Annotated in this window: 22 protein-coding genes and 1 pseudogene; 9 read left to right on the top strand and 14 right to left on the bottom strand. The window is 68.2% G+C overall.

What is annotated here, in order from left to right:
* Window positions 1-334: 334 nt before the first annotated feature.
* Window positions 335-1,858: a threonine ammonia-lyase, biosynthetic gene (ilvA, locus tag QZM67_RS17915; protein ID WP_301805445.1), complete on the top strand. Its 1,524-nt coding sequence runs from the start codon at window positions 335-337 to the stop codon at window positions 1,856-1,858.
* Between the two features lie 11 nt (window positions 1,859-1,869).
* Entirely contained in the window at window positions 1,870-2,694 is an 825-nt protein-coding gene (gene queF, locus QZM67_RS17910) for an NADPH-dependent 7-cyano-7-deazaguanine reductase QueF (RefSeq protein WP_301805442.1), read from the top strand.
* 124 nt (window positions 2,695-2,818) lie between these two features.
* Here queF and QZM67_RS17905 read toward each other — a convergent pair whose 3' ends face one another.
* From QZM67_RS17905 to QZM67_RS17890, 4 genes are all read right to left on the bottom strand, one after another.
* A complete protein-coding gene (locus QZM67_RS17905) occupies window positions 2,819-3,238 on the bottom strand; it encodes a VOC family protein (protein ID WP_301805440.1) in 420 nt (139 codons plus the stop codon).
* Window positions 3,239-3,412: 174 nt separating this feature from the next.
* Complete coding sequence (locus QZM67_RS17900) at window positions 3,413-3,799, bottom strand: RidA family protein (RefSeq protein ID WP_011353171.1); 387 nt, start codon at window positions 3,797-3,799, stop codon at window positions 3,413-3,415.
* A gap of 124 nt (window positions 3,800-3,923) precedes the next feature.
* Complete coding sequence (locus QZM67_RS17895; RefSeq protein ID WP_301805439.1) at window positions 3,924-5,405, bottom strand: amidohydrolase family protein; 1,482 nt, start codon at window positions 5,403-5,405, stop codon at window positions 3,924-3,926.
* Between the two features lie 2 nt (window positions 5,406-5,407).
* Entirely contained in the window at window positions 5,408-6,346 is a 939-nt protein-coding gene (locus tag QZM67_RS17890) for a MurR/RpiR family transcriptional regulator (protein ID WP_043190562.1), read from the bottom strand.
* Window positions 6,347-6,465: 119 nt separating this feature from the next.
* Between QZM67_RS17890 and QZM67_RS17885 the strand changes: the two genes are divergently transcribed.
* Both QZM67_RS17885 and QZM67_RS17880 read left to right on the top strand, forming a co-directional pair.
* Window positions 6,466-7,746 carry an amino acid deaminase gene (locus tag QZM67_RS17885; RefSeq protein ID WP_043190560.1) on the top strand — a complete coding sequence of 427 codons (1,281 nt, stop codon included), beginning with the start codon at window positions 6,466-6,468 and terminating at the stop codon, window positions 7,744-7,746.
* A 156-nt stretch (window positions 7,747-7,902) separates the two neighbouring features.
* Window positions 7,903-8,484 (top strand): DJ-1/PfpI family protein, encoded by a 582-nt coding sequence (locus QZM67_RS17880; RefSeq protein ID WP_301805436.1) that lies wholly within the window; start codon window positions 7,903-7,905, stop codon window positions 8,482-8,484.
* A gap of 70 nt (window positions 8,485-8,554) precedes the next feature.
* Here QZM67_RS17880 and QZM67_RS17875 read toward each other — a convergent pair whose 3' ends face one another.
* On the bottom strand, window positions 8,555-9,001 hold the full coding sequence (locus tag QZM67_RS17875) for a MarR family winged helix-turn-helix transcriptional regulator (protein ID WP_043190558.1): 447 nt from the start codon (window positions 8,999-9,001) through the stop codon (window positions 8,555-8,557).
* A 26-nt stretch (window positions 9,002-9,027) separates the two neighbouring features.
* Window positions 9,028-10,623, bottom strand: coding sequence for an MDR family MFS transporter (locus QZM67_RS17870; protein ID WP_175025245.1), 1,596 nt, complete (start codon window positions 10,621-10,623; stop codon window positions 9,028-9,030).
* Window positions 10,624-10,730: 107 nt separating this feature from the next.
* On the opposite strand from QZM67_RS17870, the gene QZM67_RS17865 reads away from it, so the two are divergent.
* The gene (locus tag QZM67_RS17865) at window positions 10,731-11,573 is read left to right on the top strand and encodes an EcsC family protein (RefSeq protein ID WP_043190554.1); all 843 of its coding nucleotides are present in this window, start codon (window positions 10,731-10,733) and stop codon (window positions 11,571-11,573) included.
* Here QZM67_RS17865 and QZM67_RS17860 read toward each other — a convergent pair.
* The 6 genes and pseudogenes from QZM67_RS17860 to QZM67_RS17835 form a co-directional block, all read right to left on the bottom strand.
* Window positions 11,543-12,505, bottom strand: a complete 963-nt coding sequence (locus QZM67_RS17860; protein ID WP_175025246.1) for an alpha/beta hydrolase — start codon at window positions 12,503-12,505, stop codon at window positions 11,543-11,545. The genes QZM67_RS17865 and QZM67_RS17860 overlap by 31 nt on opposite strands.
* Before the next feature lie 137 nt (window positions 12,506-12,642).
* Window positions 12,643-12,822, bottom strand: a pseudogene (locus QZM67_RS17855) (cytosine methyltransferase); the annotation flags it as partial.
* A 17-nt stretch (window positions 12,823-12,839) separates the two neighbouring features.
* Entirely contained in the window at window positions 12,840-13,274 is a 435-nt protein-coding gene (locus QZM67_RS17850) for a CHRD domain-containing protein (RefSeq protein WP_043190550.1), read from the bottom strand.
* A gap of 364 nt (window positions 13,275-13,638) precedes the next feature.
* The gene (locus QZM67_RS17845; protein WP_089451259.1) at window positions 13,639-14,412 is read right to left on the bottom strand and encodes a class II aldolase/adducin family protein; all 774 of its coding nucleotides are present in this window, start codon (window positions 14,410-14,412) and stop codon (window positions 13,639-13,641) included.
* Window positions 14,413-14,646: 234 nt separating this feature from the next.
* Window positions 14,647-16,269, bottom strand: coding sequence for a phospholipase D family protein (locus QZM67_RS17840; protein ID WP_301768890.1), 1,623 nt, complete (start codon window positions 16,267-16,269; stop codon window positions 14,647-14,649).
* A gap of 255 nt (window positions 16,270-16,524) precedes the next feature.
* On the bottom strand, window positions 16,525-17,241 hold the full coding sequence (locus QZM67_RS17835; RefSeq protein ID WP_043190542.1) for a FadR/GntR family transcriptional regulator: 717 nt from the start codon (window positions 17,239-17,241) through the stop codon (window positions 16,525-16,527).
* A 134-nt stretch (window positions 17,242-17,375) separates the two neighbouring features.
* On the opposite strand from QZM67_RS17835, the gene QZM67_RS17830 reads away from it, so the two are divergent.
* From QZM67_RS17830 to QZM67_RS17815, 4 genes are read left to right on the top strand one after another with little or no spacing between them, the layout of a single operon-like run.
* Window positions 17,376-18,176: a (Fe-S)-binding protein gene (locus tag QZM67_RS17830; protein ID WP_301805431.1), complete on the top strand. Its 801-nt coding sequence runs from the start codon at window positions 17,376-17,378 to the stop codon at window positions 18,174-18,176.
* Window positions 18,173-18,904: a lactate utilization protein C gene (locus QZM67_RS17825; protein ID WP_175025251.1), complete on the top strand. Its 732-nt coding sequence runs from the start codon at window positions 18,173-18,175 to the stop codon at window positions 18,902-18,904. Before QZM67_RS17830 ends, QZM67_RS17825 begins: the two co-directional genes overlap by 4 nt.
* Window positions 18,901-20,346 carry a LutB/LldF family L-lactate oxidation iron-sulfur protein gene (locus tag QZM67_RS17820; RefSeq protein ID WP_175025252.1) on the top strand — a complete coding sequence of 482 codons (1,446 nt, stop codon included), beginning with the start codon at window positions 18,901-18,903 and terminating at the stop codon, window positions 20,344-20,346. Before QZM67_RS17825 ends, QZM67_RS17820 begins: the two co-directional genes overlap by 4 nt.
* A 58-nt stretch (window positions 20,347-20,404) precedes the next feature.
* Complete coding sequence (locus tag QZM67_RS17815) at window positions 20,405-22,123, top strand: lactate permease LctP family transporter (RefSeq protein WP_301805427.1); 1,719 nt, start codon at window positions 20,405-20,407, stop codon at window positions 22,121-22,123.
* Window positions 22,124-22,222: 99 nt separating this feature from the next.
* On the opposite strand, the gene QZM67_RS17810 is transcribed toward QZM67_RS17815, so the two are convergent.
* On the bottom strand, window positions 22,223-22,984 hold the full coding sequence (locus tag QZM67_RS17810; protein WP_175025254.1) for a M48 family metallopeptidase: 762 nt from the start codon (window positions 22,982-22,984) through the stop codon (window positions 22,223-22,225).
* Between the two features lie 195 nt (window positions 22,985-23,179).
* Window positions 23,180-23,962: a glycosyltransferase family 2 protein gene (locus QZM67_RS17805; protein WP_175025255.1), complete on the bottom strand. Its 783-nt coding sequence runs from the start codon at window positions 23,960-23,962 to the stop codon at window positions 23,180-23,182.
* Window positions 23,963-24,028: the final 66 nt, after the last annotated feature.

Raw genomic sequence — 24,028 nt, 5'->3', positions numbered from 1 at the left:
CGGGGCGATCCGAGGGTGCCTCTGCATCTTCCGATCCTTGATTCAAAACGGAATTCTAACCCATGATCGGGCCACGCGTGACACGTCGGACAGGTCGTGGGGCTATCGCCGCGAGCCGCGCCAGGCGGGGCTCGGCGCGATTTCGTGCGATCATTCGCCGTCCGTCCGGTCGGTAACCGTGCAGTTAAACCGGTAAAAAAGCCGCGCAAGCTCGCCGACGCACCGCCCGTACGGCCCGCCAAGCGCACGCTCGGCATGCCGCTTGCATGCGGGCGGACCCTTGGCGCTATCATTGATCTTTTACCGTCTGCTTCCGCACTGCACGCGAGCGCCCATGGCATCCCACGATTACCTGAAGAAAATCCTCACTGCGCGCGTCTACGACGTCGCGATCGAGACGGAACTCGAATCCGCCCGCAACCTGTCGGCCCGGCTGCGCAACGCCGTCTACCTGAAGCGCGAGGACAACCAGCCGGTGTTCTCGTTCAAGCTGCGCGGCGCGTACAACAAGATGGCGCACATTCCGGCGGACGCGCTCGCACGCGGCGTAATTACGGCGTCGGCCGGCAATCACGCACAGGGTGTCGCGTTCTCGGCAGCGCGGATGGGCGTCAAGGCCGTGATCGTCGTGCCCGTCACGACGCCGCAGGTGAAGGTCGATGCGGTGCGCACGCACGGCGGCCCGAGCGTCGAGGTGATCCAGGCCGGCGAGTCGTACAGCGACGCATATGCGCATGCGGTCAAGGTACAGGAAGAGCGCAGTCTCACGTTCGTCCACCCGTTCGACGATCCGTACGTGATCGCCGGCCAGGGCACGATCGCGATGGAAATCCTGCGCCAACACCAGGGCCCGATCCACGCGATCTTCGTGCCGATCGGCGGCGGCGGGCTCGCGTCCGGCGTTGCGGCCTACGTGAAGGCGGTGCGCCCGGAGATCAAGGTGATCGGCGTGCAGGCCGAGGATTCGTGCGCGATGGCGCAGTCGCTCAGCGCGGGCAAGCGCGTCGAGCTGAGCGAGGTCGGCCTGTTCGCGGACGGCACCGCCGTGAAGCTGGTCGGCGAAGAAACCTTCCGGCTCTGCAGCGAATACCTCGACGGCGTCGTGACGGTCAACACCGACGCACTGTGCGCGGCGATCAAGGACGTCTTCCAGGATACCCGCAGCGTGCTCGAGCCGTCCGGCGCGCTCGCGGTCGCCGGCGCGAAGCTCTATGCGGAACGCGAAGGCATCGAGAACCAGACGCTCGTCGCGGTCACGTCCGGCGCGAACATGAACTTCGACCGGATGCGCTTCGTCGCCGAGCGCGCGGAAGTGGGTGAAGCGCGCGAAGCCGTGTTCGCGGTCACGATCCCCGAGGAGCGCGGCAGCTTCAAGCGCTTCTGCTCGCTGGTCGGCGACCGCAACGTCACCGAGTTCAACTACCGGATCGCCGATGCGCAGGCCGCGCACATCTTCGTCGGCGTGCAGATCAAGCGCCGCGGCGAATCGGCCGAGATCGCCGCGAATTTCGAATCGCATGGCTTCAAGTCCGTCGACCTGACGCACGACGAACTGTCGAAGGAACACATCCGCTACATGGTGGGCGGCCGTTCGCCGCTCGCGCTCGACGAACGCCTGTTCCGTTTCGAATTCCCGGAACGGCCGGGCGCGCTGATGAAGTTCCTGTCGTCGATGGCGCCGGACTGGAACATCAGCCTGTTCCATTACCGCAACCAGGGCGCGGACTACAGCTCGATCCTCGTCGGGCTGCAGGTGCCGCAGGCCGATCGCGCCGAATTCGAACGCTTCCTCGCGGCACTCGGCTATCCGTATGTCGAGGAAAGCGCCAACCCGGCTTACCGCCTCTTCCTGTCGTAAAGGCGTCACGCATGAATCCCGAACATTCCCCGCTCGGCAAGGCCACCGTCTACGCCGCCCAGTACGACGCGTCGCTGCTGTTCCCGATCCCGCGCGCCGGCGCGCGCGAGCAGCTCGGCATCACGTCGGCGCTGCCGTTCTTCGGCACCGACATCTGGAACGCCTACGAGCTGTCGTGGCTCAACGCGCGCGGCAAGCCGCAGATCGCGGTGGCGACCTTCTACGTGCCGGCCGAATCGCCGAACATCGTCGAATCGAAGTCGTTCAAGCTGTATCTCGGCTCGTTCGCGCAAACGAAATTCGACTCGATCGACGCGGTGCGCGACACGCTGAAGCGCGACGTGTCGGCCGCATGCGGCGCGACCGTCTCCGTGCAGCTGGTGTCGCCGCACGATTTCGGCAAGCTCGAAATGGACGAACTCGACGGGTTGTCGCTCGACCGGCTCGACCTCGACACCGACGTGTACGAACCCGACCCGTCGCTGCTGTCGGCCGCCGAAGACGAAGCGCCGGTCGAGGAGACGCTCGTGTCCGACCTGCTGCGCTCGAACTGCCCGGTCACCGGCCAGCCCGACTGGGGCAGCGTGCAGATCCACTACATCGGGCCGCAGATCGACCACGCGGGCCTGTTGCGCTACATCATCTCGTTCCGCAATCACACGGGCTTTCACGAGCAGTGCGTCGAGCGGATCTTCCTCGACATCCTGCATGCGTGCAAACCGGTGAAGCTCGCGGTGTATGCACGCTATACGCGCCGCGGCGGGCTCGACATCAACCCGTTCCGCACCAACTACAACCAGCCGATGCCGGACAACGCGCGCAACGCACGGCAGTGACGGCGGCGGGCGGCCGCCGCGGGTTGCAGTGGGCAACGCGCGGTCGCCACCCCGGACAAAAACAGCCCGACCGGAATCAACCGGCCGGGCTGTTTTTCATTGCGCGGAAACGCACGAACGGCCCTCACCCGCTCACCGGCCGCTCCGGGAGAATCTCAACCAGGCGCAACAGGTAGCCGTCGGGATCCTGCACCAGCATCTCGACCTGGCCATGTTCGATCTCGTCCTCCCGATACCAGGACGTGCGCGGTTCGACGAACAGCGTCACGCCCGCGGCGCGAATCCGGTCGAGGATGGGGTCGAGCGCATCGACCTCGATCTGCAGATTGATCCCGCGCCCGAACGGCGGCTCCAGCGGGCCGGTCAGCCAGCCCTCCGGGCTGTACTGCTCGAGCATCAGCTGGGCCCGCCCGAATTCAAGATAGACGAAGCCGTCTTCCGGACGCTCGAAGCGAATCCGGAATCCGAGTACGTCACGATAGAAGCGAATGCTTCCGGCAAGGTCCGAGCAGATCAGCTCCGGCACCAGCGCAGCCCATTCCATGCATGTCATCTCCGTATGATCATGCGGCACATTACCTGAACGGACGGGATGCGTTGCGGCGGTTGCCGCCTCGGGCATAACGCCCGCCGGTCGACCCGCGGCCGGCACATAAAAAACGGGCCCGGCGCACATGCATGCGCCGGGCCCGTTGCGTAGCGGCTCGCCGTGGCGACGTTACTTTGCCGGCGCCTTGTACGCGATGCAGTCGACCTCGACCTTGCAGTCGATGACCATGCTCGACTGCACGCACGCGCGTGCCGGCGGATGCTCGCCGAAGTACGAGATGAACACCTTGTTGAACGACGCGAAATCGCGCGCGTCGTCGAGCCACACGCCGCAGCGCACGACGTGCTCGAGGCCGTAGCCGGCTTCCTTCAGGATCGCGATCACGTTCTCGATCGTCTGCTTCGACTGCGTGACGATGCCGCCTTCGACGACCTCGCCGTTCACCATCGGCGTCTGGCCCGACACGTACAGCCAGCCGTCAGCCTCGACCGCGCGTGCGAACGGCATCACCTGGCCGCCGGTCCCCTTCGCTTCGCCTACGCCATATCGCTTCATCGTTTCACTCCTTGTTTGTCGGCCGGAGCCGGCGCTTCAGCGCCTGCTCCGGCCCCATGCAACGCACGGTTGCGGATGCGCGCGCCGACCATGGCGCACGCGGCAGATCGAATCAAAACCGCACTCAGAACGCGGCGTCGGCACTCGCCGGCACGCGCTCGCCGCGCGCGACGAAGCCGCCGGCGCGCTCGCCGGTCGGCTGGCCATTCTCGTAGGTCAGCACGCCGTTCACCCACACGGCGTCGATCCCGTGCGCGGGCTGCTGCGGCTTCTCGAACGTCGCGGCGTCGATCACGATCGCCGGGTCGAACAGCACGAGATCCGCGTGGTAGCCCACATGCACCTCGCCGCGCCGCGCGATTCCGTAGCGGCGCGCGGACAGCGACGTCATCTTGCGAATCGCCTCCTCGAGCGGCAGCAGGTTCGTGTCGCGCACGTAATGGCCGAGCACGCGCGGGAATGCGCCCCACAGCCGCGGATGCGGCAGCGGATCGTTCGGCAGGCCGTCGGAGCCGACCATCGTCGCGGGATGCGACAGGATCCGGCGCACGTCGTCCTCGGACATGTTGTGGTACACGGCGCCTGCCGGGCGGATGCGCTGCGCGGCTTCCTGCTCGGTCACGCCCCACTCGGCCGCGATCGCCTTCAGCAGCTTGCCGGCCACTTCCGGGTGCGGCTCCGACCACGTGATCGTGATGTCGATGTCGCCCGTCACCTGCTTCATGTCGAGCGTCGACGAGCTGCGGCTGTACGGATAGCAGTCGCAACCGACCGGCTGGTAGCGGCGCGCGCCTTCGAGCGACGCGAGCACTTCGGTGCTGCGCCCCCAGTTCGACGGGCCCGCGCACTTCAGGTGCGAGATCACGACCGGCACGCGCGCATGGCGGCCGACCTGGTACGCCTCTTCCATCGCGTCGAGGATCGCGTCGAACTCGGTGCGCATGTGCGTGGTGTACAGCGCGCCCGCGTTCGCGAGCGGCTCGGCGAGCGCCATCACCTCCTCGGTCGGCGCCGCGAACGCGGAGCCGTACGCGAGGCCCGACGACAGGCCGAGCGCGCCGTTCGCGAGCGCCTCCTCGAGCTGCACGCGCATGCCGGCGATCTCGCCGTCGGTCGCCGCGCGGTCGAGGCGGTCCATCTGGTTGTTGCGCAGCGCCGTGTGGCCGACGAGCGCCGCGACGTTCACGGCCGGACGCGCGTCGTTCACGGCCGCGACGTAGTCGGCGAAGGTCGGGTACAGGAACGCACCGCGCTCGCCGAGCAGGTTCATCGGATCGGGCGGATCGCCCGCGAGCGTCACTGGCGACGCGCTGATCCCGCAGTTGCCGACGATCACGGTCGTCACGCCCTGCGAGATCTTCGGGATCATCTGCGGCGCGCGGATCACGTGCGTGTCATCGTGCGTGTGCACGTCGACGAAACCCGGCGCGAGCGCGCGGCCGTTCGCATCGACGACGTTCTCGGCCAGCCAGTTCGACAGGTTGCCGATCGCCGCGATCACGCCGTTGCGGATCGCGACGTCGCGCGTGACGGGCGGCGCGCCGGTACCGTCGTAAAGCTGCGCGCCGACGATCAGCGTATCGGCGGCTTCGGGATGCGAATGCATGGTCAGTCTCCTACCGGTTGACGGTCTCCGCCGCCGCGATGCGCATCGAGCGCGTGCTTGATGCGACGCAGCGATTCTCGGCCCGCATCGCCGAGCCGCAATGCGACTCCGGTGACGAGCACGTCGATCGCCATCATCATCGCGTAGCGCGATGTCGACGGCTTGTAAATGAAATCGGTTTCGAACGCGACGACCGGGATCAGGTGGTCGGCCAGCTTCGCGAGCGGCGACGCCGGCGCGGTGATCGCGATCAGCTTCGCGCCGTAGCGCTTCGCGAGCCGGCAGCTCTCGAGCAGCTCGGGCACGCGCCCGCTCACCGACAGCGCGACCACGACGGTATCGCGCGACAGCGTCGCGGCCACCATCCGCTGCAGCACGCTGTCCTGATAGCTCGCGACCGGCCGGCCGAAGCGCACGAGCCGGAAGCGCAGCTCGTCGGCGAGCGCGGTCGAGCCGCCGCCCTGTCCGTACACGTAGGTCATCTTCGCGCTGGCGAGCAGGTCGGCCGCTTCCTCGAACGACGTATTGCGCAGCAACTGATGGTTGTGCGCGAGCGCCACGCGGATCTCGTCGTAGACCATCGACGCGGGGCTCGTGTCGTCGGCCGGCGTCTCGTCGGACGGCACCAGAAAGCGCTGGCCGACGGCCGCCGCCTGCGCGACCAGCACCTTCAGTTCGCGCACGTCGCGGCAGCCGACGGCCTTCGCGAAACGCGTGACCGTCGCGACGCTGACCTCCGCATCGCGCGCGAGCGCGCCGATGCTCGCATGCGCGGCGCGCGCGAGATCGGCGAGGATGAACGCGGCGACCTTGCGCTCGGCTTCGCGCAGCTCGGGCGCGCATTCGGCGATCCGCGCGACGATGTCGAGGACCGGCGGAGCAGCCGGAGCCGGATGGCGCTCGGCGGCGAGCGGAGCGGACGGGGGAGCGGGCGTATTCATCTGCGGAAAAGGGTGCGAAGCTCGATGTTACTAAATAACATCACCGCGCCGATGCTACTTTCTGTACCATCGGCGTGTCAACTTCAGTGCAATGCATAGTGATGATGGAGCGGGATGACATGAAAGTTACAAACTATCAGGAAGCGACGATCGATCCGTTCGGCAAGGGTCTCGGCAATCTGCCGAGCGCGAGCGTGCCGCTCGGCGACGCAGGCCGACTCGAGTGGAACCTGCTCGCGGAAGACGTCAGCCTGCCGGCCGCCGTGCTTTACGAGGATCGCATCGAACACAACCTGAACTGGATGCAGGCATTTGTCCAGAAGTACGGCGTCAAGTTTGCGCCGCACGGCAAGACGACGATGGCGCCGCAACTGTTCCGCCGCCAGCTCGACGCCGGCGCGTGGGGCATCACGCTCGCGACCGCGCACCAGACGCAGGCCGCGTATCACGGCGGCGTGCGGCGCGTGCTGCTCGCGAACCAGCTGGTCGGCCGCCAGAACATGACGATCATCGCCGGGCTGCTGTCCGATCCGGATTTCGAATTCTTCTGTCTCGTCGATTCGGCGGAGAGCGTCGACCAGCTCGGCCGCTTCTTCGGCGCATTGAAGAAGCCGCTGAACGTGCTGCTCGAGCTCGGCGTGCCGGGCGGCCGCGCGGGCGTGCGCGATGCCGCGCAGCGCGAGGCCGTGCTCGCCGCGATCGCGCGCTATCCGGACACGCTGAAGCTGGCCGGTATCGAACTCTACGAAGGTGTGCTGAAGGAGGAAGGCGAGATCCGCACGTTCCTGCAGGAAGCGGTCGCGCTCACGCGCGAGCTCGCCGAAGCAGGCCGCTTCGCGCGTACGCCGGCGATCCTGTCCGGCGCCGGTTCGGCCTGGTACGACGTGGTTGCGGAAGAATTCGCGAAGGCGTCCAACGCCGGCTTCGCGGAAGTCGTGCTGCGTCCGGGCTGCTACCTGACGCACGATGTCGGGATCTACAAGAAGGCGCAGACCGACGTATTCGCGCGCAACCCGATCGCACGCACGATGGGCGAAGGGCTGCTGCCCGCGCTGCAGCTGTGGGCGTACGTGCAGTCGGTGCCGGAGGCCGATCGCGCGATCGTCGCGCTCGGCAAGCGCGACGCAGCGTTCGACGCGGGGCTGCCGGAGCCGGCGCGCCACTTCCGCCCGGGCCGCGACACGGCACCGCGCGACGTCGCCGCCGCCGAAGGCTGGGCCGTCACCGGGATGATGGACCAGCACGCGTACCTGCAGATTCCGCCGGGTGCGGACGTGAAGGTCGGCGACATGGTCGCGTTCGACATCTCGCACCCGTGCCTGACGTTCGACAAGTGGCGCCAGGTGCTCGTGCTCGATCCGCAGTTCAGCGTGACGGAAGTCGTCGAAACCTTCTTCTGACGCACCTCGCGCGCACCGCCCCGCCGCTCGCGCGGGGCGGCCGTCACGCGCGCTTCAAGCGGCCGGAGTACACTGCGCTTTCGTCCTCGGGGCCCCAGGCGGGCGTTGCATTCGCCTGCCGCGCGGGCCCTCAACGCAGCTCCACTGGAGAAAGCCATGGCCGCGAAGAAGATCCTGTTCCTGACCGGCGATTTCGCCGAAGACTACGAAACGATGGTGCCGTTCCAGGCGCTGCAGGCCGTCGGCCACCACGTCGATGCAGTCTGCCCGGGCAAGCGCGCGGGCGACAAGATCAAGACCGCGATCCACGATTTCGAGGGCGACCAGACCTACACCGAGAAGCCCGGCCACCAGTTCACGCTGAACGCGGCGTTCGAGGACGTCGACGCATCGCGCTACGACGCGCTCGCGATCGCGGGCGGCCGTGCTCCCGAATACCTGCGACTCGATCCGAAGGTGATCTCGCTCGTGCGCGAGTTCGCCGAAGCCGGCAAGCCGATCGCCGCGATCTGCCACGCGGCGCAACTGCTCGCGGCGGCCGACGTGATCCGCGGCAAGCGCATCTCGGCCTACCCGGCGTGCGCGCCCGAGGTGAAGCTCGCGGGCGGCGAATACGCGGACATCCCGGTCGACGCGGCCGTGACCGACGCACCGTTCGTCACCGCGCCCGCCTGGCCCGCGCATCCGGCCTGGCTCGCGCAGTTCCTCGCGCTGCTGGGCACGCGCATCGAGCTTTGAACCTGAAGGGAATTGAGATGAGATAGAAGTGCCGGGCCGGCGGCGTATTCGCGCCGCCCTGCCCCGCGCTTCAGCGCGCGGCCGGCGTCGAGCCGACGTCCGCGATCCGCGACTCCAGCATCGCCAGCGCGCCCGACAGCGCATTCAGCACGTCGTCCGGCAATTGCGCCATCGTCTGCTCGAGAAACGCCTTGCGGCGCGGCAGGCACGCGTCGAATGCGGCGCGGCCTTCGTCCGTCAGCGTCACGTTGGTCACGCGATTGTCGCGTGCGTCGGATTCACGCTGGATCCAGCCGAGCGCGTCGAGCGACTTCAACTGGCGCGTGAGCGCGCCCGGATCGACGCGCAGCACTTCGACGAGCTTCTTCTGCGACGAATGCCCGCCCATCGTGTGCAACGCGACCATGATGCGCCAGCGCGGCATCGGCTGCCCGACCTGCGCCTCGAACGCGGTCATGAACGCGCGATACGTGCGTCCGAATTGCTGCAAGATCGCGACGCGGTCCTGTTCTTCCATGCGCTCAGTTCTACTCGTTCAATCGTTCAGTCGGCCGCGACATGCGGTTCGATCTTGCGCCGCAGCGCGATGGGCGGCACGCGGCGGCATTGCCACACCGACACGACGGCGACGACGGCCGCCATCGCGACGCCCAGGTGAATCGCGCTGACGAGCGACTCGCGGGCCGCTTCCAGCAGCAGCGCGCCATTATGCCCGGCACGCGTCAGCTCGGCGACCAGGCCGCCCTGCGCGGCGCGATCGATCAGGATCTGCGGATCGGCAAGCTGCGCATGCCACTGCATCGCATGGTCGGCCGACAGCGCATTGCGCACGCCGCCCGAATACATCTGGTTGACGAGCGTGCCGGTCAGCGCGGTGCCGATCATCCCGCCGACCATCCGCAGCGACTGCAGCAGCGCGGTCGCGATGCCGAGATGCTCGCGGCCGGCCGTCTGCTGCGCGAAGACGGTGAGGTTCGGCAGCACGAAGCCGAGCCCGATGCCGCCCGCGACCATCAGCGCCATCAGCACCCACTTCGGCGTCGTGTGGGTCGACACGACGATGCCCGCGCAGGTGATCGCGAACAGCACGAAGCCGACGTGCAGCATCGCGTTCGGATTGCGGATGCGCGTGACGACCCGGCCGTTCATGATGCTGCCGATCGTGATGAACACGACGAGCGGCGTGATCACGAGCCCCGCCTCCTTCGGCGACATCCCGAACCCGCCCTGGAACAGCAGCGGCGCGTAGAACAGCAGCGAGAACATCGAGAAGCCGGCGAGGATCGCCAGCACGAAGAGCGCCGACAGCGCGCGGTTGCCGAACATGTCGAACGGCAAAATCGGCTGCGCGCAGCGCCGCTCCCAGTGCCACAGGCCGAAGCCGGCCGCAATCGCGACGACGAGCAGCAGCGACGCCCAGCTCGCGACGCCGTACTTCGGCAGCCATTCGACGAACAGTTGCAGCGCGCCGAGCGACAGCGCGATCAGCAGCGCACCCGGCCAGTCGAGCCGCATCTTGCGATCGTGCTCGACCTGGCGCAGGTGCGGCAGGTAGCGCCACACGAACAGCAGCGACAGCAGGCCGACCGGCAGGTTCACGTAGAACACCGAGCGCCAGCCGAACGACTGGGTCAGCACGCCGCCGAGCGACGGGCCGACTGCGTTCGCGATGCCGAACGCGGAGCTCATCAGCACCTGCCAGCGCAGCCGCACGACGGAATCGGGGAACAGGTCGGGAATGCACGCGAACGCGGTGCCGACCAGCATCCCGCCGCCGATCCCCTGCAGCCCGCGCGCGAGGACGAGCATCAGCATGTCGTTCGCCATCCCGCACAGCACGGACGCGCCGGTGAACACGACGATCGACACGATGACGAACGGCTTGCGGCCGTAATAATCGCCGAGCCGGCCGAAGATCGGCACCGTGATCACGGAACTGAGCAGGTACGAGGTCGCGACCCACGCGTACAGGTCGAACCCGCGGAGCTCGGCGACGATGGTCGGCAGCGCGGTGCCGACGACGGTCTGGTCGAGCGCGACGAGCATGGTGACAAATGAGATCCCGATCATCGCCAGCAGCGATTCGCGGAACGGCAGGACTTGCCCACTCGAATGATGGGCGGCAGTATGGACGGCCATTTTTTGTTGGCGCAACTTTTGACGAGTCAAACAATCTTAAAATTCTAGCACGCCGGAGTAATCTAGGCTGGCGACGGTCAAACTGGCTCAGACCGCCAAGGAGAATGATGGAACCGATTTCAATTACCCCCGCGACCACGCTGTCGCAGGAGGATCGGGACGCGCTGTGGCGCGCGAAGCAGGTGCTCGAAAGCCCGTCGCTGACGATGAAGCTGACGGGCATGCTGGGCGCGCCGGTCGAGAAAATGATCGCCCGGCTGCCGGATTTCGCGACCGGCAAGATCAACGATGCGACGCAGCTCGCGCTGCGCAAGTGCCTGAACATCGCGCTGCGCACGCTCGGCAAGCCGCCCGCGCCGGACGCCGAGCCCGACAAGCCGAGCAACCTGCTGCACAAGCTCGCGGTCGCGACGACCGGCGCGGCGGGCGGGGCGTTCGGCTTTCTCGCGCTGCCGGTCGAGCTGCCGGTCACGACCACGCTGATCTTCCGTTCGGTGTGCGACATCGCGCGCAGCGAGGGCGAAGACCTGAGCTCGGTCGATACGCAGCTGCAATGCCTGGCCGTGCTCGGCATGGGCGGCAACCCGGACAAGCAGGAAGAGGACGCCGATCTCGGCTACTTCGTGCTGCGTGGCGCACTCGCGCAGGCGATCTCGAAGGCGTCGTCCGACATCACGACGAAGGGCATCGCCGCGCACAGTTCGGCGGCCGTGTTCAAGCTCGTGCAGACGGTGGCGTCGCGCTTCTCGGTGCAGGTGACCGAGCAGATGGCCGCGAAGTCGATTCCGGCGATCGGCGCCGTGCTCGGCGCGACCGTCAATACGCTGTTCATCGACCATTTCCAGCAGATGGCGCACGGCCACTTCACCGTCCGCCGGCTCGAGCGCAAGTACGGCTCGGTGGCCGTCAAGGCCGCCTATCAGGCAATCGACGCCTCTCCGGCGCGCTGAACCGCACGCTCGACCGCGACGCGGCGCAGGAACGCCGCCGCGCGGTCGAGCGCGTCGCGCGCTTCCGGCACCATCGGCGTGTACAGCTGCCACACGTGCGGCATGTCCGGCCACACCTCGATCTCCACCGCCACGCCGGCCGCCTTCGCCTTCTCGGCGACGCGGCGCGAATCGTCGAGCAGTACCTCGGTGCTGCCGACCTGGATATACAGCGGCGGCAGGCCCGTGAAATCCGCGTAGAGCGGCGACGCGTACGGATTCGTCCCCGGCTCGTCGCCCAGGTACAGCTTCGCGGCCTTCGACAACGCCGCACCCGCGAACATCGGATCGGCGCCATCGTTCGTGCGCAGCGTGGCGCCGGTGGCGGCCAGGTCGGTCCACGGCGAGAACAGGATCGCGCCGGCCGGCAGCGGCTCGCCGCGGTCGCGCAGCGCGACGAGCGTCGCGAGCGCGAGGCCGCCGCCCGCCGAATCGCCGCCGAGCACGATCGACTCGGGCGGGATGCCGAGCGCCAGCAGTTGCCGGTACGCGGCCAATGCGTCGTCGAGCGCGGCCGGGAAGCGGTTTTCCGGCGCCAGCCGGTAGTCGAGCGAGAACGAGCGCACGCCCGCACGCTTCGTCAGGCCGAACACGAGCGGCCGGTGGGTCTTCGTCGAACAGAAGTAATAGCCGCCGCCGTGGATGTACAGCAGCGTTCGGCCGGACCCGCGGCCTGCAACCGAGTCAGTGCGTTCGAGCCATTCGCCGCGCAGCGGCGCGTCGCCCGGGCCATAGCACTGGCGCAACCGGTAGCCCGATGGCGCACGGCGCGGCACGACCATTCGCAGGTCGGTAAAGCGCCGTGCGCGGGCAGGATCGAGCACCTCGCGCGTAGTCTCGGGACGGAACTGCCAGCGCAGCAGCCAGCAGGCGAACTTGCTTTGCCAACTCATCGGACGCACTCCGTAATCGCAGTGTGACGATGGTACGTGCGATCGTTCCCGCACCACTCGACAGGTGCCTCTATTTGACATCCTCCCGCGCCTGAAGGCTCGGGATTCCTACCGCGTTTGAAACGATGATGCTTGTCTCAGACCGCCTCGGCGGGTTCCTGCTTCACGGAGCGGCCCGACTGCACCGGCTCTCCACAGGCTGCAACGCGGTGCCCCCGCGCCAGTCTGTCGATCGCACCGACCACATCGGCATGGCCCTCATGACCGCAAGCGACACAGCGGAATGCCGCCTGCGTCTGCCGGTTTTCGGCGCTCACGGCTCAAACGCCGGCACTCAGTTCGCCGGCATCACCTGGCCGCGGATCTCGCCGGCCGGGTGGTCCTTCGTATGGACGTTGAAGTACCACTTGCCGCCCATCAGGTCGGTGACCTGCGCGTCGGTGAGTTCCTTCGAACCCTTGATCGGGCTCGCCAGCTCGTCCTTCGGAATCGGCACCTGCACGCCCGCGTTCTGGCCGACCGGTGCGGGCCCGTGGAAGTGCGCGGCGGTGGCCGGCCCCGTGAGGTGTTCGTAAGTGACCTTCCACTGCAGCATGTGCGTGGCCGTGTCGTAGGTGGCCTCGACGTCGCCCGAGCCCTTGGTCGCCGTCGGCGGCACTTCGCTCGACGGCTGGAGATTGGCGGACAGGCGCACCGTTTCGGCGGCGGCGCTGCCGGCGGCCAGCACGCCCGCGAGTAACGCAACCTGGAGCAAACGCAGCTTGAGCATGGACTCTCCTTGTACGACGTGGTACGCCGCCCGAGCGGGGGCGTCAGACAAGATGGTAGTCGATCGCCGCTGATCCGGGCATCCACCGAACGGCCATGCTGCGAATCGCCACAGCGCGCACGGCCGGCCATCTCGCGCGGCGCACGACGCGTCAGTCTGCGTCAACCTGGAATGGACCTTTGCAGCCAGATGACTGAATCGGCGCGCGGCCTTTCGCTACACTTCGTCTCACAGTTGCTTGTTTCCTTCGTCCGAAGGAGTCTGCGAGTATTCACGCGGCCGCCCGGCCGCGTTTTTTTTGCGCGCGCCGCCGGATCCGGTTCACGCCGTATCAAGCACGACGAAGCGATCTCGCCGCTTCGCGTCACGCGCGATAGCCGGGATCGATGCGATCGACGATACGCTGCAGCGCATCGAACGCGTCCTGCCCCGCGCCATGCTTCGGATCGAAATTCAGCGAATCGCGCACGCACCCTTCGAGCACGGGCGGCGCGATCGACAGCGCATCGCCGATCGCATGCGTGGCGACCTGCACCTCGCACGCGCGATTGAGCAGCCACATCAGCGAGAACGTCTGCGCGAGCGTCGCGCCGATCGTCACGGGCCCATGATTGCGCAACAGCAGCACGGGCCGGCCGCCGGCGCTCTCGACGATGCGCCGCCCCTCTTCGAGATGCACGGTGATGCCCTCGAAGTCGTGATACGCGATCTTCCCGTACAGCTGCGCCGAATAGAAATTCGAGAACGACAGCCCGTCGCGCGAACAGCACACGGCCATCGTCGGCGTCGTGTGCACGTGCATCACGCAGTGCGCGTCGGGCAGCGCCGCATGGATCGCGCTGTGGAACGTGAAGCCGGCCGGGTTGATCGGCCAGTCGGAATGACCGATCACGTTGCCGTCGATGTCGATCTTTACGAGGTTCGACGCGCACACCTCGCGGTAATGGAGCCCGAACGGGTTGATCAGGAAATGTCCATCCTCGCCCGGCACGCGCAGCGAGATATGGTTGTAGATCAGCTCGGTCCAGCCGAGATGGTCGAAGATGCGGTAGGCCGCCGCGAGCTGCACGCGCGCCTGCCATTCGGCTTCGGAGAAACGCGCGGGACGCGTGAACGGCTGGTTCGGGACACGTTGCATGGGGGAGGCTCCGGTTGCGGGCGCATGGCGCGGCTGTACGGCCGTGCGCCCCGTCTCCTGGCGCCGCGCAGGATCAAATCGCGGCCCGGTTCGTCTGGCCGCCTTGCCCCTTGAATGCGGCTGCCGGCGGCACCTTCACGATGCAACGATAGTTGCGCGCACAACCATATCACCTTTCCCCGCGCATCGGTATCGCGGGTTTTGCCGGAGCGCCCTGCCCGCTTCCGCCCCCTTTTACAGCTGGTCGTCGACCGGCAACAGCATGAACACGCCGGTCATCAGGTTGCGCAGCAGCCCCGCATGCGGATCGACGTGGTACGTGCTCGGCACGCCGTCGTCGACGCCGGTCCATTCCAGTTCGGGCGTGCCGCCGCCCGGCGGCGTCACGAGGCTCACGCGGTAGCTGTCGTCGGGCTGCGTCACGCGCGCGAAGATCGTCGCGACCTGCTGCGCGAGCGCCGGGCTGTGGATCACCAGCGCAAGCTCGGTATTCAGGTTCGCCGAGCGCGGATCGAGGTTCATCGAGCCGATCACGAGGATCTTCCGGTCGATCACGTACGCCTTCGCGTGCAGGCTCGCGCGCGAACGCGAGCCGAACAGCCGCGCCCGCCGCCGGCCCGGCTCCGCCTTGAACTCGTACAGCTCGACGCCGTGCTGCAGCAGCGGCACGCGGTACGGCCCGTAGCCGGCCTGCACGGCCACCGCATCGGTCGCGGCGAGCGAATTCGTCAGGATCGCGACCCGCACGCCGCGCGCGGTCGTCTCGCCGAGGATCTTCACGCCCGCGTCGTGCGGCACGAAGTACGGCGAGAACGCGAGGAATTCCTGCTGCGCGTGGCGCGTCAGCTCGACGAGCCGCTGCATCGGCGGGCTCACGTAGCCGGTCGGCTGCGCGACCTTGTCCGGCGCGTCGACCTTGAATTCGGCCGGCGCCCACACGAGCCCGAGCTCGTCGCGTGCAATCTGCTGCGCGAGCGGCGTCGCGTTCAGCGGCTTCGCGTTGTACGGCTCGGCGTTCTTGCGCCAGTGGGCGCGCAGCTCGTCGCGCATCGCGTCGAGGTCCTTCGCGTCGAACGACTGGTGGTTCAGCTCGCGCAGCGGATAGCTGCTGCCACTCGCCCAGTAGGTGTCGAAGCTTCCCGAGACGTCGTTCGTCACGGGGCCCGCGGCGAGCACGTCGAGATCGCGGAACTGCAGCGTCGGGCTCGCGCTGAAGTATTCGTCGCCGAGATTGCGCCCGCCGACGATCGCGATCTGGTTGTCCGCGATCATCGCCTTGTTGTGCATCCGGCGCGTGAAGCTGTCGATCCGCGTGAAGAAGTTGGTCGTGCGCTCGACCATCCCCTGCTGCGATGCGCCGAACGGGTTGAACACGCGGATCTCGATGTTCGGGTGCGTGTTCAGCGCGGCCATCACGCGATCGATATCGCGGAAGTTCAGATCGTCGACCAGCATCCGCACGCGCACGCCGCGATCGGCCGCGTACAGCGCCGCACCGAGCAGCAGCTTGCCGGTCGTATCCTCGGTCGCGATGTAGTACTGCATGTCGAGCGTCTTCGTCGCCGCCCGCGCGAGTGCGATGCGCATCTGCAGCGCCGACGCGCCGTCGGCCAGCAGCCGGAAGCCCGACTGGCCCGGATGGGCGGCTTCGGGTGCGGCGAGCGCGTCGCGCAGCGGCGTCGCGGTGTCGGGCGACAGCGCACGGGACACGGGGCGATCGAGCGCGGTGGCGGGCGGATGGGTCGCACAGGCCGCGACGAGCGACAGCAGTGCGCAGGCGGCGAGCGCGCGGGCCGGGCGGCACGCGGCACGCCACGACCGGGCGGCCGGCGCGTGCCGGATGAAAGACATGAGCACGGGGCTTCCTCGACAGGCGGATCAACGGGTCCGCATTCGCCGCGGCGCGCGGCTGACGGGCGTTCCGGCCGATTCTAGTGGGCGGCCGACGACACGGTCAATCGCGCGGCGGCGGCCGGACAGGCTTGCGGCCGCCGCGTGGCGTCGCACCACCGGGGCAACCGGCCGCGCGTTCGCCGCGGCCGTCACGCGCCGCCCCGCACGGTTCGCCCGCGCCCGCCCGGCGGCCTGCGCCGCGAAGTGGTCCAACCAATTTCAGCGCGTATCGCCGCTTTGTTCGAAGTGGCTGCGCACGTAGTCGATATGCGTCTGCATCGCGGTGCGCGCCTCCTCGGGCCGCTGCGCGCAGATCGCGTCGCACACGACGCGGTGCTGCCGCAGCAGCAGATCCGACGCATATTCGTCCTGCTCGGTCATCCCCGACACGTTGATCGAGATGTGTTCGCGCAGCATCCCGAGCACGCTCGTATGCAGGTGCAGGAACATCGTGTTGTGCGACGCGAGCGCGATCGCCTCGTGCAGCTTCGAATCGGTCGCGGCCTCCACGGCCCGGTCGTTGTGCGCGTGCGCGGTTTCGAGCTCGCGCAGCAGCGCACGGATCCGGCGCCGGTCGTTCGCGTCGGCGCGCAGCGCGGCGAAATACGCGGTCGCGCCTTCGAGCACGCGGCGGAATTCGAGGATGTCGTCGCGCAGCGCGGGGTGATCGGCGACCAGTTGGCCCCACGGCGACGCGATACCGGCCCGCAACTGGTCCGTCACGTAGACGCCCGCGCCGCGCCGGCTCTGCAGCAGCCCGCGCGCGACGAGCCGCTGGGTCGCCTCGCGCACCGTATTGCGCGCCACCCCGTACTGCTGCGCGAGCACGCGCTCGGCCGGCAGGCGTGCGCCGGCCGGCCAGGTGCCGTCGAGCAGCGCCGTCTCGATCTTGCGCATCACCACTTCGGTCCGGCCCCGTGCCGTCATCGCTGCCATCGTCGTGTCCCCCTGCGGAATGCCTGCCACGCCGATTGGCCCAACCAATTTGAGCTACGGCGCCGTCGCGGGAATTATGCAGCGAAATCGTCGTCCCGCATCCGCATGCCGGGCCGTCGCCTCTGGAGCGAGACATGAACGAAAGGCAGTACCCCGCCGCCGCCCCCGCGCACGTCTATCTGTTCGCGACCTGTCTGGTCGACCTGTTCGTCCCCGAAGCCGGGCTCGACGCGGTCCGCCTGCTGGAACGCGAAGGCCTGACCGTCCACTATCCCCGCGGCCAGAGCTGCTGCGGGCAGCCGGCCTACAGCAGCGGCAATCCCGACGAAGCGCGCCGCGTCGCGGCTGCGCAGCTCGACCTGTTCGCCGAACCGTGGCCCGTGATCGTGCCGTCCGGCTCGTGCGGCGGGATGATCCGGCACCATTGGCCGGCGCTGTTCGCCGACGATCCCGTCCACGGCCCGAAGGCCCGCGCGATCGCGGAACGGACCTACGAACTCGCCGAATTCCTCGTCCATATGCTCGACGTGCGGCTCGATGCCCTCGCCGCGCCGGCCGGCGCCGACGAGCGCGTGGTGCTGCATACGTCGTGCGCAGCCCGCCGCGAGATGGGCACACGCGTGCACGGCGTCGCGCTCGTCGACGCGCTGCCGGGCGTGACGCGCATCGAACACGAACGCGAATCCGAATGCTGCGGCTTCGGCGGCACGTTCTCGCTGAAGCATCCCGACATCTCCGGCGCGATGGTGCGCGACAAGGTCGCGTCGGCCTGCGCGACGGGCTGCGACCGGCTCGTGTCCGCCGACTGCGGCTGCCTGCTGAACATCGGCCACGCGGCCGACCAGTCCGGCGCGCCGCTGCCGGTCGAGCACCTCGCCAGTTTCCTGTGGCGCCGCACGGCCGGCGCCGCGTCGCTGCGCGGAGACAAGCGATGAGCGCGCGCGACGCAATCCTCAGGCGGCTGCGCGCCGCCGCCCCGGGTGTCGCCGCCGAGGCCGCCCCCGCGCTCGACGCGCGCATCGACACGCACTACGACACGTGCCGCGCGCAGACCGAGACCGCTCTCGATCCGCACACACTGGCCCACACGATGCAGGCCGCGCTCGCCGCGTCGCACGCGGACGTCTGGTGCGCAACCGCAGACGAATGGCCCGCGCAACTCGCAGCGCGCCTCGCTGAAGCCGGCGTACACCGCCTGCTGCTCGATCCGGCCCGCGCCGAATCCGCGGCGCTCGCCCGCGCGCTGCCCGGCACGGTCGCGCCCGTGCCGTTCGACCGGCCGATCGACGCGTGGAAAACCGAACTGTTCGACACGATCGATGCTGGCTTCACCGTGGCGCGCTCGGGCATCGCGGCCACCGGCACCGTCGTGCTCGCGCCCGACACCGGCACGCCGCGCACCGTGTCGCTGGTGCCGCCGCTGCATGTCGCGCTCGTCCACGCGAGCACGCTGCATCCCGACCTGCACGCGGCCGTGCACGCGGAGCGCTGGCACGCCGGCATGCCGACCAACCTCGTGCTGGTGTCGGGCCCGTCGAAGACGTCCGACATCCAGCAGACGCTGGCCTATGGCGCGCACGGCCCGCGCCGCCTGTGGGTCGTGATCGTCACCGATTCTGCCGCCCCGCCCGCCGCCACCGCCCGCGAGGACCTCCCGCAATGAGCGACCACACGCTGCAATTCGTCGCCCCCGGCGACTTCAAGGCCCGCGCGCGCGCCGCGCTCGACGACCCCGCGCTGCGCAAGAGCTTCCGCGGCGCGATGGACTTCCTCCAAGGCAAGCGCGCGACCCAGTTCCCCGACGACGCCGAGCTGCAGCAGCTGCGCGACCTCGGCGAAGCGGTGCGGCAGCATGCGCTCGCGCAACTGCCCGCGCTGCTCGAACGGCTGGAGACGAAGCTCACCGAAGCCGGCGTGCACGTGCACTGGGCCGAGACGGCCGCCGACGCGAACGCGATCGTGCTCGGCATCGCGCAGGCGAAGAAGGCGCGCCGCGTGATCAAGGGCAAGTCGATGGCGAGCGAGGAAATCGAGCTGAACCATTACCTCGCGGAGCACGGCGTCGACTGCATCGAATCCGACATGGGCGAATTCATCGTGCAGCTCGCGGGCGAGAAGCCGTCGCATATCGTGATGCCGGCGATCCACAAGACGCGCAGCGACATCGCCGAGCTGTTCGAGGCACACATCCCCGGCACGCGCTACACGGAGGACGTCGACGAGTTGATCCAGACCGGCCGGCGCGCGCTGCGCCGCGCGTTCGCCGATGCCGACATCGGTCTGTCGGGCGTGAACTTCGCGGCGGCCGACACCGGCACGCTATGGCTCGTCGAAAACGAAGGCAACGGCCGCCTGTCGACGACGGTACCCGACACGCACGTCGCGATCATGGGGATCGAGAAGGTCGTCGAGAAACTCGAGCACATCGTGCCGCTGTCGAGCCTGCTCACGCGCTCGGCCACCGGCCAGGCGATCACGACCTACTTCAACCTGATCTCGGGCCCACGCCGCGACGGCGAACGCGATGGTCCGCGCGAGTTGCATCTCGTGCTGCTCGACAACGGCCGCACGCAGGCCTACGCGGACGAGCAGCTGCGCGCGACGCTGCAGTGCATCCGCTGCGGCGCGTGCATGAACCACTGCCCCGTCTACACGCGCATCGGCGGCCACGCCTACGGGACGACCTATCCCGGCCCGATCGGCAAGATCATCTCGCCGCACCTGCTCGGCCTCGACGCAACGGCCGACCTGCCGACCGCGTCGACGCTGTGCGGCGCATGCGGCGAAGTGTGCCCGGTGCGGATCCCGATCCCGCAACTGCTCGTGCGGCTGCGTACCGAGGCAAACCGCAAGCCCGACGAACCCGTCGCGCATCCGCTGCGCGGCCAGGGCGCGAACTACAACCGCGCGGAAGACCTCGTGTGGCGCTTCTGGTCGGGCGCGTTCGCGCATCCGCGCGCGTACCGCGCGTTCCGCTGGACCGCGACGCGCCTGCGCGCGCTGACGCCCGCGAAACAGATGGGCTGGACGCAGCACCGCACGCCGCTCGAACCGGCACCGCGCAGCCTGTCCGACCTGCTGCGCGCACGCGGACAGCCCGAATAGCGCCCCGCTTTACCCGCCCGTACCCATAGAGATACAGATACAAATGGAGGAGACACCCATGCAGGTTTGGCACCAGATCTATACGCCGCTCGGCAGCCTCGGGCTGTCGGCGTTCGTCGCCGCAATCCCGATCATCTTCTTTTTCGTCGCGCTGGCCGCGCTGCGGCTCAAGGGCCACATCGCCGCGGCGATCACGCTGCTGCTGTCGCTCGGCGTCGCGATCCTCGCGTACGGCATGCCCGTGCCACAGGCGCTCGCGGCGGCCGGCTTCGGCTTCGCGTACGGCCTGTGGCCGATCGCGTGGATCATCGTCGCGGCCGTCTTCCTGTACAAGATCGTCGTGAAGACCGGCCAGTTCGACATCATTCGCGCATCCGTGCTGTCGATCACCGACGACCAGCGCCTGCAGATGCTGCTGATCGGCTTCTCATTCGGCGCATTCCTCGAAGGCGCGGCCGGTTTCGGTGCGCCCGTCGCGATCACGGCCGCGCTGCTCGTCGGCCTCGGCTTCAAGCCGCTGCACGCGGCAGGACTGTGTCTCATTGCAAACACTGCGCCGGTCGCGTTCGGCGCGATGGGCATCCCGATCATCGTCGCCGGGCAGGTGACGGGTATCGATCCGCTCCATATCGGCGCAATGGCCGGCCGCCAGCTGCCGCTGCTGTCGCTTGCGGTGCCGTTCTGGCTCGTGTTCATGATGGACGGGCTGCGCGGCGTGCGGCAGACGTGGCCGGCCGCGCTCGTCGCAGGCGGCAGCTTCGCGGTGACGCAATACTTCACGTCGAACCACATCGGGCCCGAGCTGCCGGACATCACGTCGTCGCTCGTCAGCCTCGTCGCGCTCGCCGCGTTCCTGAAGGTCTGGCAGCCGCGCACCGCGAAGCAGCCGGCCGGCGGCCTCGTCGCGTCGGGTGGCGGCGCCGCGCTCGCGGGCTTCGGCGGCGCGGGCGCGCGCAACGGCAATGGCAACGGCTTCGGCACGAGCCGGCAGACCTCCCCGTACACGCTCGCGCAGACCGTGCGCGCGTGGTCGCCGTTCCTGATCCTGACGGCCGTCGTCACCGTATGGAGCATCGCGCCGTTCAAGGCGCTGTTCGCCGCGCACGGCGCGCTCGCGTCGACCGTGCTGAAATTCCATGTCGCAGGGCTCGACCAGCTCGTCGTGAAGACCGCGCCGATCGCGGCGACGCCGAAGGCGCTCGAGGCGGTGCTGAAGATCGATCTCGTGTCGGCGGTGGGCAGCGCGATCCTCGTGACCGCGCTGATCTCGATGGCGCTGCTGCGGATGAAGCCGCGCGACGCGCTCGTCACGTTCGGCGAGACGCTGAAGGAGCTGACGCGCCCGATCCTGTCGATCGGCCTCGTGCTCGCATTCGCATTCGTCGCGAACTATTCGGGGATGTCGTCGACGCTCGCGCTGATGCTGACCGCGACCGGCGCCGCGTTCCCGTTCTTCTCGCCGTTCCTCGGCTGGCTCGGCGTGTTCCTGACGGGCTCGGACACGTCGTCGAATGCGCTGTTCTGCTCGCTGCAGCAGGCCACGGCCCATCAGCTCGGCGTACCCGAGACGCTCGCGGTGGCCGCGAACACGACGGGCGGCGTGACCGCGAAGATGATCTCGCCGCAGTCGATCGCGGTCGCCTGCGCGGCGACGGGCCTCGTCGGCAAGGAGTCGGAGCTGTTCCGCTTCACAGTGCGGCACAGCCTGCTGTTCGCGGTGATCGTCGGGTTGATCACGCTCACGCAGGCGTACCTGCTGCCGGGCATGGTGCCGTAAGCGGCGCACGCCCCAAAACAAAACCCCACGCCGGGAAAAGCGTGGGGTTTTTCATTTCGCCGCTGGATCGCCCGCTTCGGCAGGCGACCCGTTGCGCGATCAGCTGCCCTTCGCGATGCGATCCTCGATGTGCTGCGCGCGGCTCGCCGACGACGGGTGCGAATCCATCATCGAGCTCTTGCCGCCGTCCAGCTTCGCGAGCTTCTGGAACGACGTGACCAGGCCCTTCTGGTTCATGCCCTTCTGCTTGAGCAGGTCGAACGAGTAGTCGTCGGCCGCGCTTTCCTGCGACTGCGAGAACTGCGCGTTGATGAACTTCTCGGTGATGTCGCCGAGCTGCGAGCTCGTCAGCGCCGCCACGCCCGGCGAAGCCGCGCCGGCCGCGGTGCGCGCCGCGCTGACCGCGTAGGCCGTCTGCATCGCCTTCTTCGAGTGGCCGAGGGCGACGTGGCCCATTTCATGGCCGATCACGCCACGCAGCTCGTCGTCGGTCATCAAGTCCATCAGGCCGCTGTACACGCGCACGCAGCCGTTGCCCATCGCCCACGCGTTGATGTCCTTGGTCATGTAGACCTTGTAGTTGATCTTCTGGTTGTTCAGCGTCATGTTGCCGAAGCCCTTCATCACATTCGTCAGGCGCTTCGAGTACGCGCTGTTCGCCGGCGCGACCTTCGATTCGGCATCGCTCGCCTTGCACGAGTCGTTCGACAGTGCGGCGATGTCGGCATCCGACAGCGTCGCTGCCTTGTACAGGCTCGTCCCCGCCGACGTCAGGCTGTTCGCGTCAAGGCTCTGAATCCCGCCACACGCGCTCAACAGAAACGCCACGCCACATGCTGCCACCGCTTTCTTGAGTTGCATCCCGGATCCCTCGATAGTTGTATTTGGGAGCGGCGATTTTGCATAATCCGGCAGAAAATTACCAGATGTTTACATCCGATGACACGTTCATTACTCATCGGACTGGAACGAAGCAGCGTTCCGGCGCGGAATTGACAACGAAAAACGGTGCAATCGCCGCGCCCGGGCGACGATCGGCATGGAAACCGGGGCTTTTCAGGCCGTCTGGTCGCGGCGACGCATCAGCCGCCGCGCCACCAGCATCGGCAGCCGCACCACGAAGCCGGTGAACAGGCGCAGGTGCATCCATGCGAGCAGCGCGTTGTCGCGGCCGTAATGGAAATGCGAGACGCCGCCCTCGTGCCGGCCGAAATAGCGCACCGGCGCGTCGATGCGAATCGGCCGCACGCCGGCCCAGCACAGCCGCACGGCCGCCTCGGGATCGAAGTCGAAGCCGCGCATCCACGGCTGGCGGCGCATGATCGCGGCAAGCGGCGCGACCGGATACACGCGAAACCCGTACAGCGAATCGCCGATCCCGGCCCACAGCGTCTCGAGGTCGGCCCATGCGTTCGACAGCCGGCGCCCCTGCACACGCAACTGCGGCGCGCTCGCGTCGAACTTCGGCACGCCCAGCACCATCGCGTCGGGCGCGGCCTGCGACGCGGTCATGAACGCGGGAATCAGGTCGGCCGGATGCTGGCCGTCGGAATCCATCGTCAACACATGCGTGAAGCCGCTCGCGGCCGCCGCGTCGAGCCCGGCCAGCACCGCGGCGCCCTTGCCGCGGTTCTCGGGCAGCACGATCACGCGCAGCCCCGGGTCGCGCTCGGCCATGGCCTGCAGCCGTTCGGCGCTGCCGTCGGTGCTGCCGTCGACGACGACCCACACCGGATTCCACTGCGCGCGGGCATTGCGCACGGTCGTGTCGACCTTGGCGCCCGGGTTGTAGCTCGGAATCAGGACGAGATGAGTGGACGAGGCGTGCAGCTTGGACATGGAAACGGCCGATTGCGAAGACAGGGATCCTGACAAAAGTTTATGACTTGCCGGCGACCGTCGGCA

The sequence above is a fragment of the Burkholderia sp. AU45251 genome (assembly GCF_030482905.1).
Classification (GTDB): domain Bacteria; phylum Pseudomonadota; class Gammaproteobacteria; order Burkholderiales; family Burkholderiaceae; genus Burkholderia; species Burkholderia aenigmatica.
This window is presented reverse-complemented; position numbering and strand designations above follow the sequence as displayed.

Coding starts and splice junctions, on each gene's coding strand:
- ilvA (WP_301805445.1), top strand. CDS start 335: ATGGCATCCCACGATTACCTGAAGAAAATCCTCACTGCGCGCGTCTAC.
- queF (WP_301805442.1), top strand. CDS start 1,870: ATGAATCCCGAACATTCCCCGCTCGGCAAGGCCACCGTCTACGCCGCC.
- QZM67_RS17905 (WP_301805440.1), bottom strand. CDS start 3,238: ATGGAATGGGCTGCGCTGGTGCCGGAGCTGATCTGCTCGGACCTTGCC.
- QZM67_RS17900 (WP_011353171.1), bottom strand. CDS start 3,799: ATGAAGCGATATGGCGTAGGCGAAGCGAAGGGGACCGGCGGCCAGGTG.
- QZM67_RS17895 (WP_301805439.1), bottom strand. CDS start 5,405: ATGCATTCGCATCCCGAAGCCGCCGATACGCTGATCGTCGGCGCGCAG.
- QZM67_RS17890 (WP_043190562.1), bottom strand. CDS start 6,346: ATGAATACGCCCGCTCCCCCGTCCGCTCCGCTCGCCGCCGAGCGCCAT.
- QZM67_RS17885 (WP_043190560.1), top strand. CDS start 6,466: ATGAAAGTTACAAACTATCAGGAAGCGACGATCGATCCGTTCGGCAAG.
- QZM67_RS17880 (WP_301805436.1), top strand. CDS start 7,903: ATGGCCGCGAAGAAGATCCTGTTCCTGACCGGCGATTTCGCCGAAGAC.
- QZM67_RS17875 (WP_043190558.1), bottom strand. CDS start 9,001: ATGGAAGAACAGGACCGCGTCGCGATCTTGCAGCAATTCGGACGCACG.
- QZM67_RS17870 (WP_175025245.1), bottom strand. CDS start 10,623: ATGGCCGTCCATACTGCCGCCCATCATTCGAGTGGGCAAGTCCTGCCG.
- QZM67_RS17865 (WP_043190554.1), top strand. CDS start 10,731: ATGGAACCGATTTCAATTACCCCCGCGACCACGCTGTCGCAGGAGGAT.
- QZM67_RS17860 (WP_175025246.1), bottom strand. CDS start 12,505: ATGAGTTGGCAAAGCAAGTTCGCCTGCTGGCTGCTGCGCTGGCAGTTC.
- QZM67_RS17850 (WP_043190550.1), bottom strand. CDS start 13,274: ATGCTCAAGCTGCGTTTGCTCCAGGTTGCGTTACTCGCGGGCGTGCTG.
- QZM67_RS17845 (WP_089451259.1), bottom strand. CDS start 14,412: ATGCAACGTGTCCCGAACCAGCCGTTCACGCGTCCCGCGCGTTTCTCC.
- QZM67_RS17835 (WP_043190542.1), bottom strand. CDS start 17,241: ATGGCAGCGATGACGGCACGGGGCCGGACCGAAGTGGTGATGCGCAAG.
- QZM67_RS17830 (WP_301805431.1), top strand. CDS start 17,376: ATGAACGAAAGGCAGTACCCCGCCGCCGCCCCCGCGCACGTCTATCTG.
- QZM67_RS17825 (WP_175025251.1), top strand. CDS start 18,173: ATGAGCGCGCGCGACGCAATCCTCAGGCGGCTGCGCGCCGCCGCCCCG.
- QZM67_RS17820 (WP_175025252.1), top strand. CDS start 18,901: ATGAGCGACCACACGCTGCAATTCGTCGCCCCCGGCGACTTCAAGGCC.
- QZM67_RS17815 (WP_301805427.1), top strand. CDS start 20,405: ATGCAGGTTTGGCACCAGATCTATACGCCGCTCGGCAGCCTCGGGCTG.
- QZM67_RS17810 (WP_175025254.1), bottom strand. CDS start 22,984: ATGCAACTCAAGAAAGCGGTGGCAGCATGTGGCGTGGCGTTTCTGTTG.
- QZM67_RS17805 (WP_175025255.1), bottom strand. CDS start 23,962: ATGTCCAAGCTGCACGCCTCGTCCACTCATCTCGTCCTGATTCCGAGC.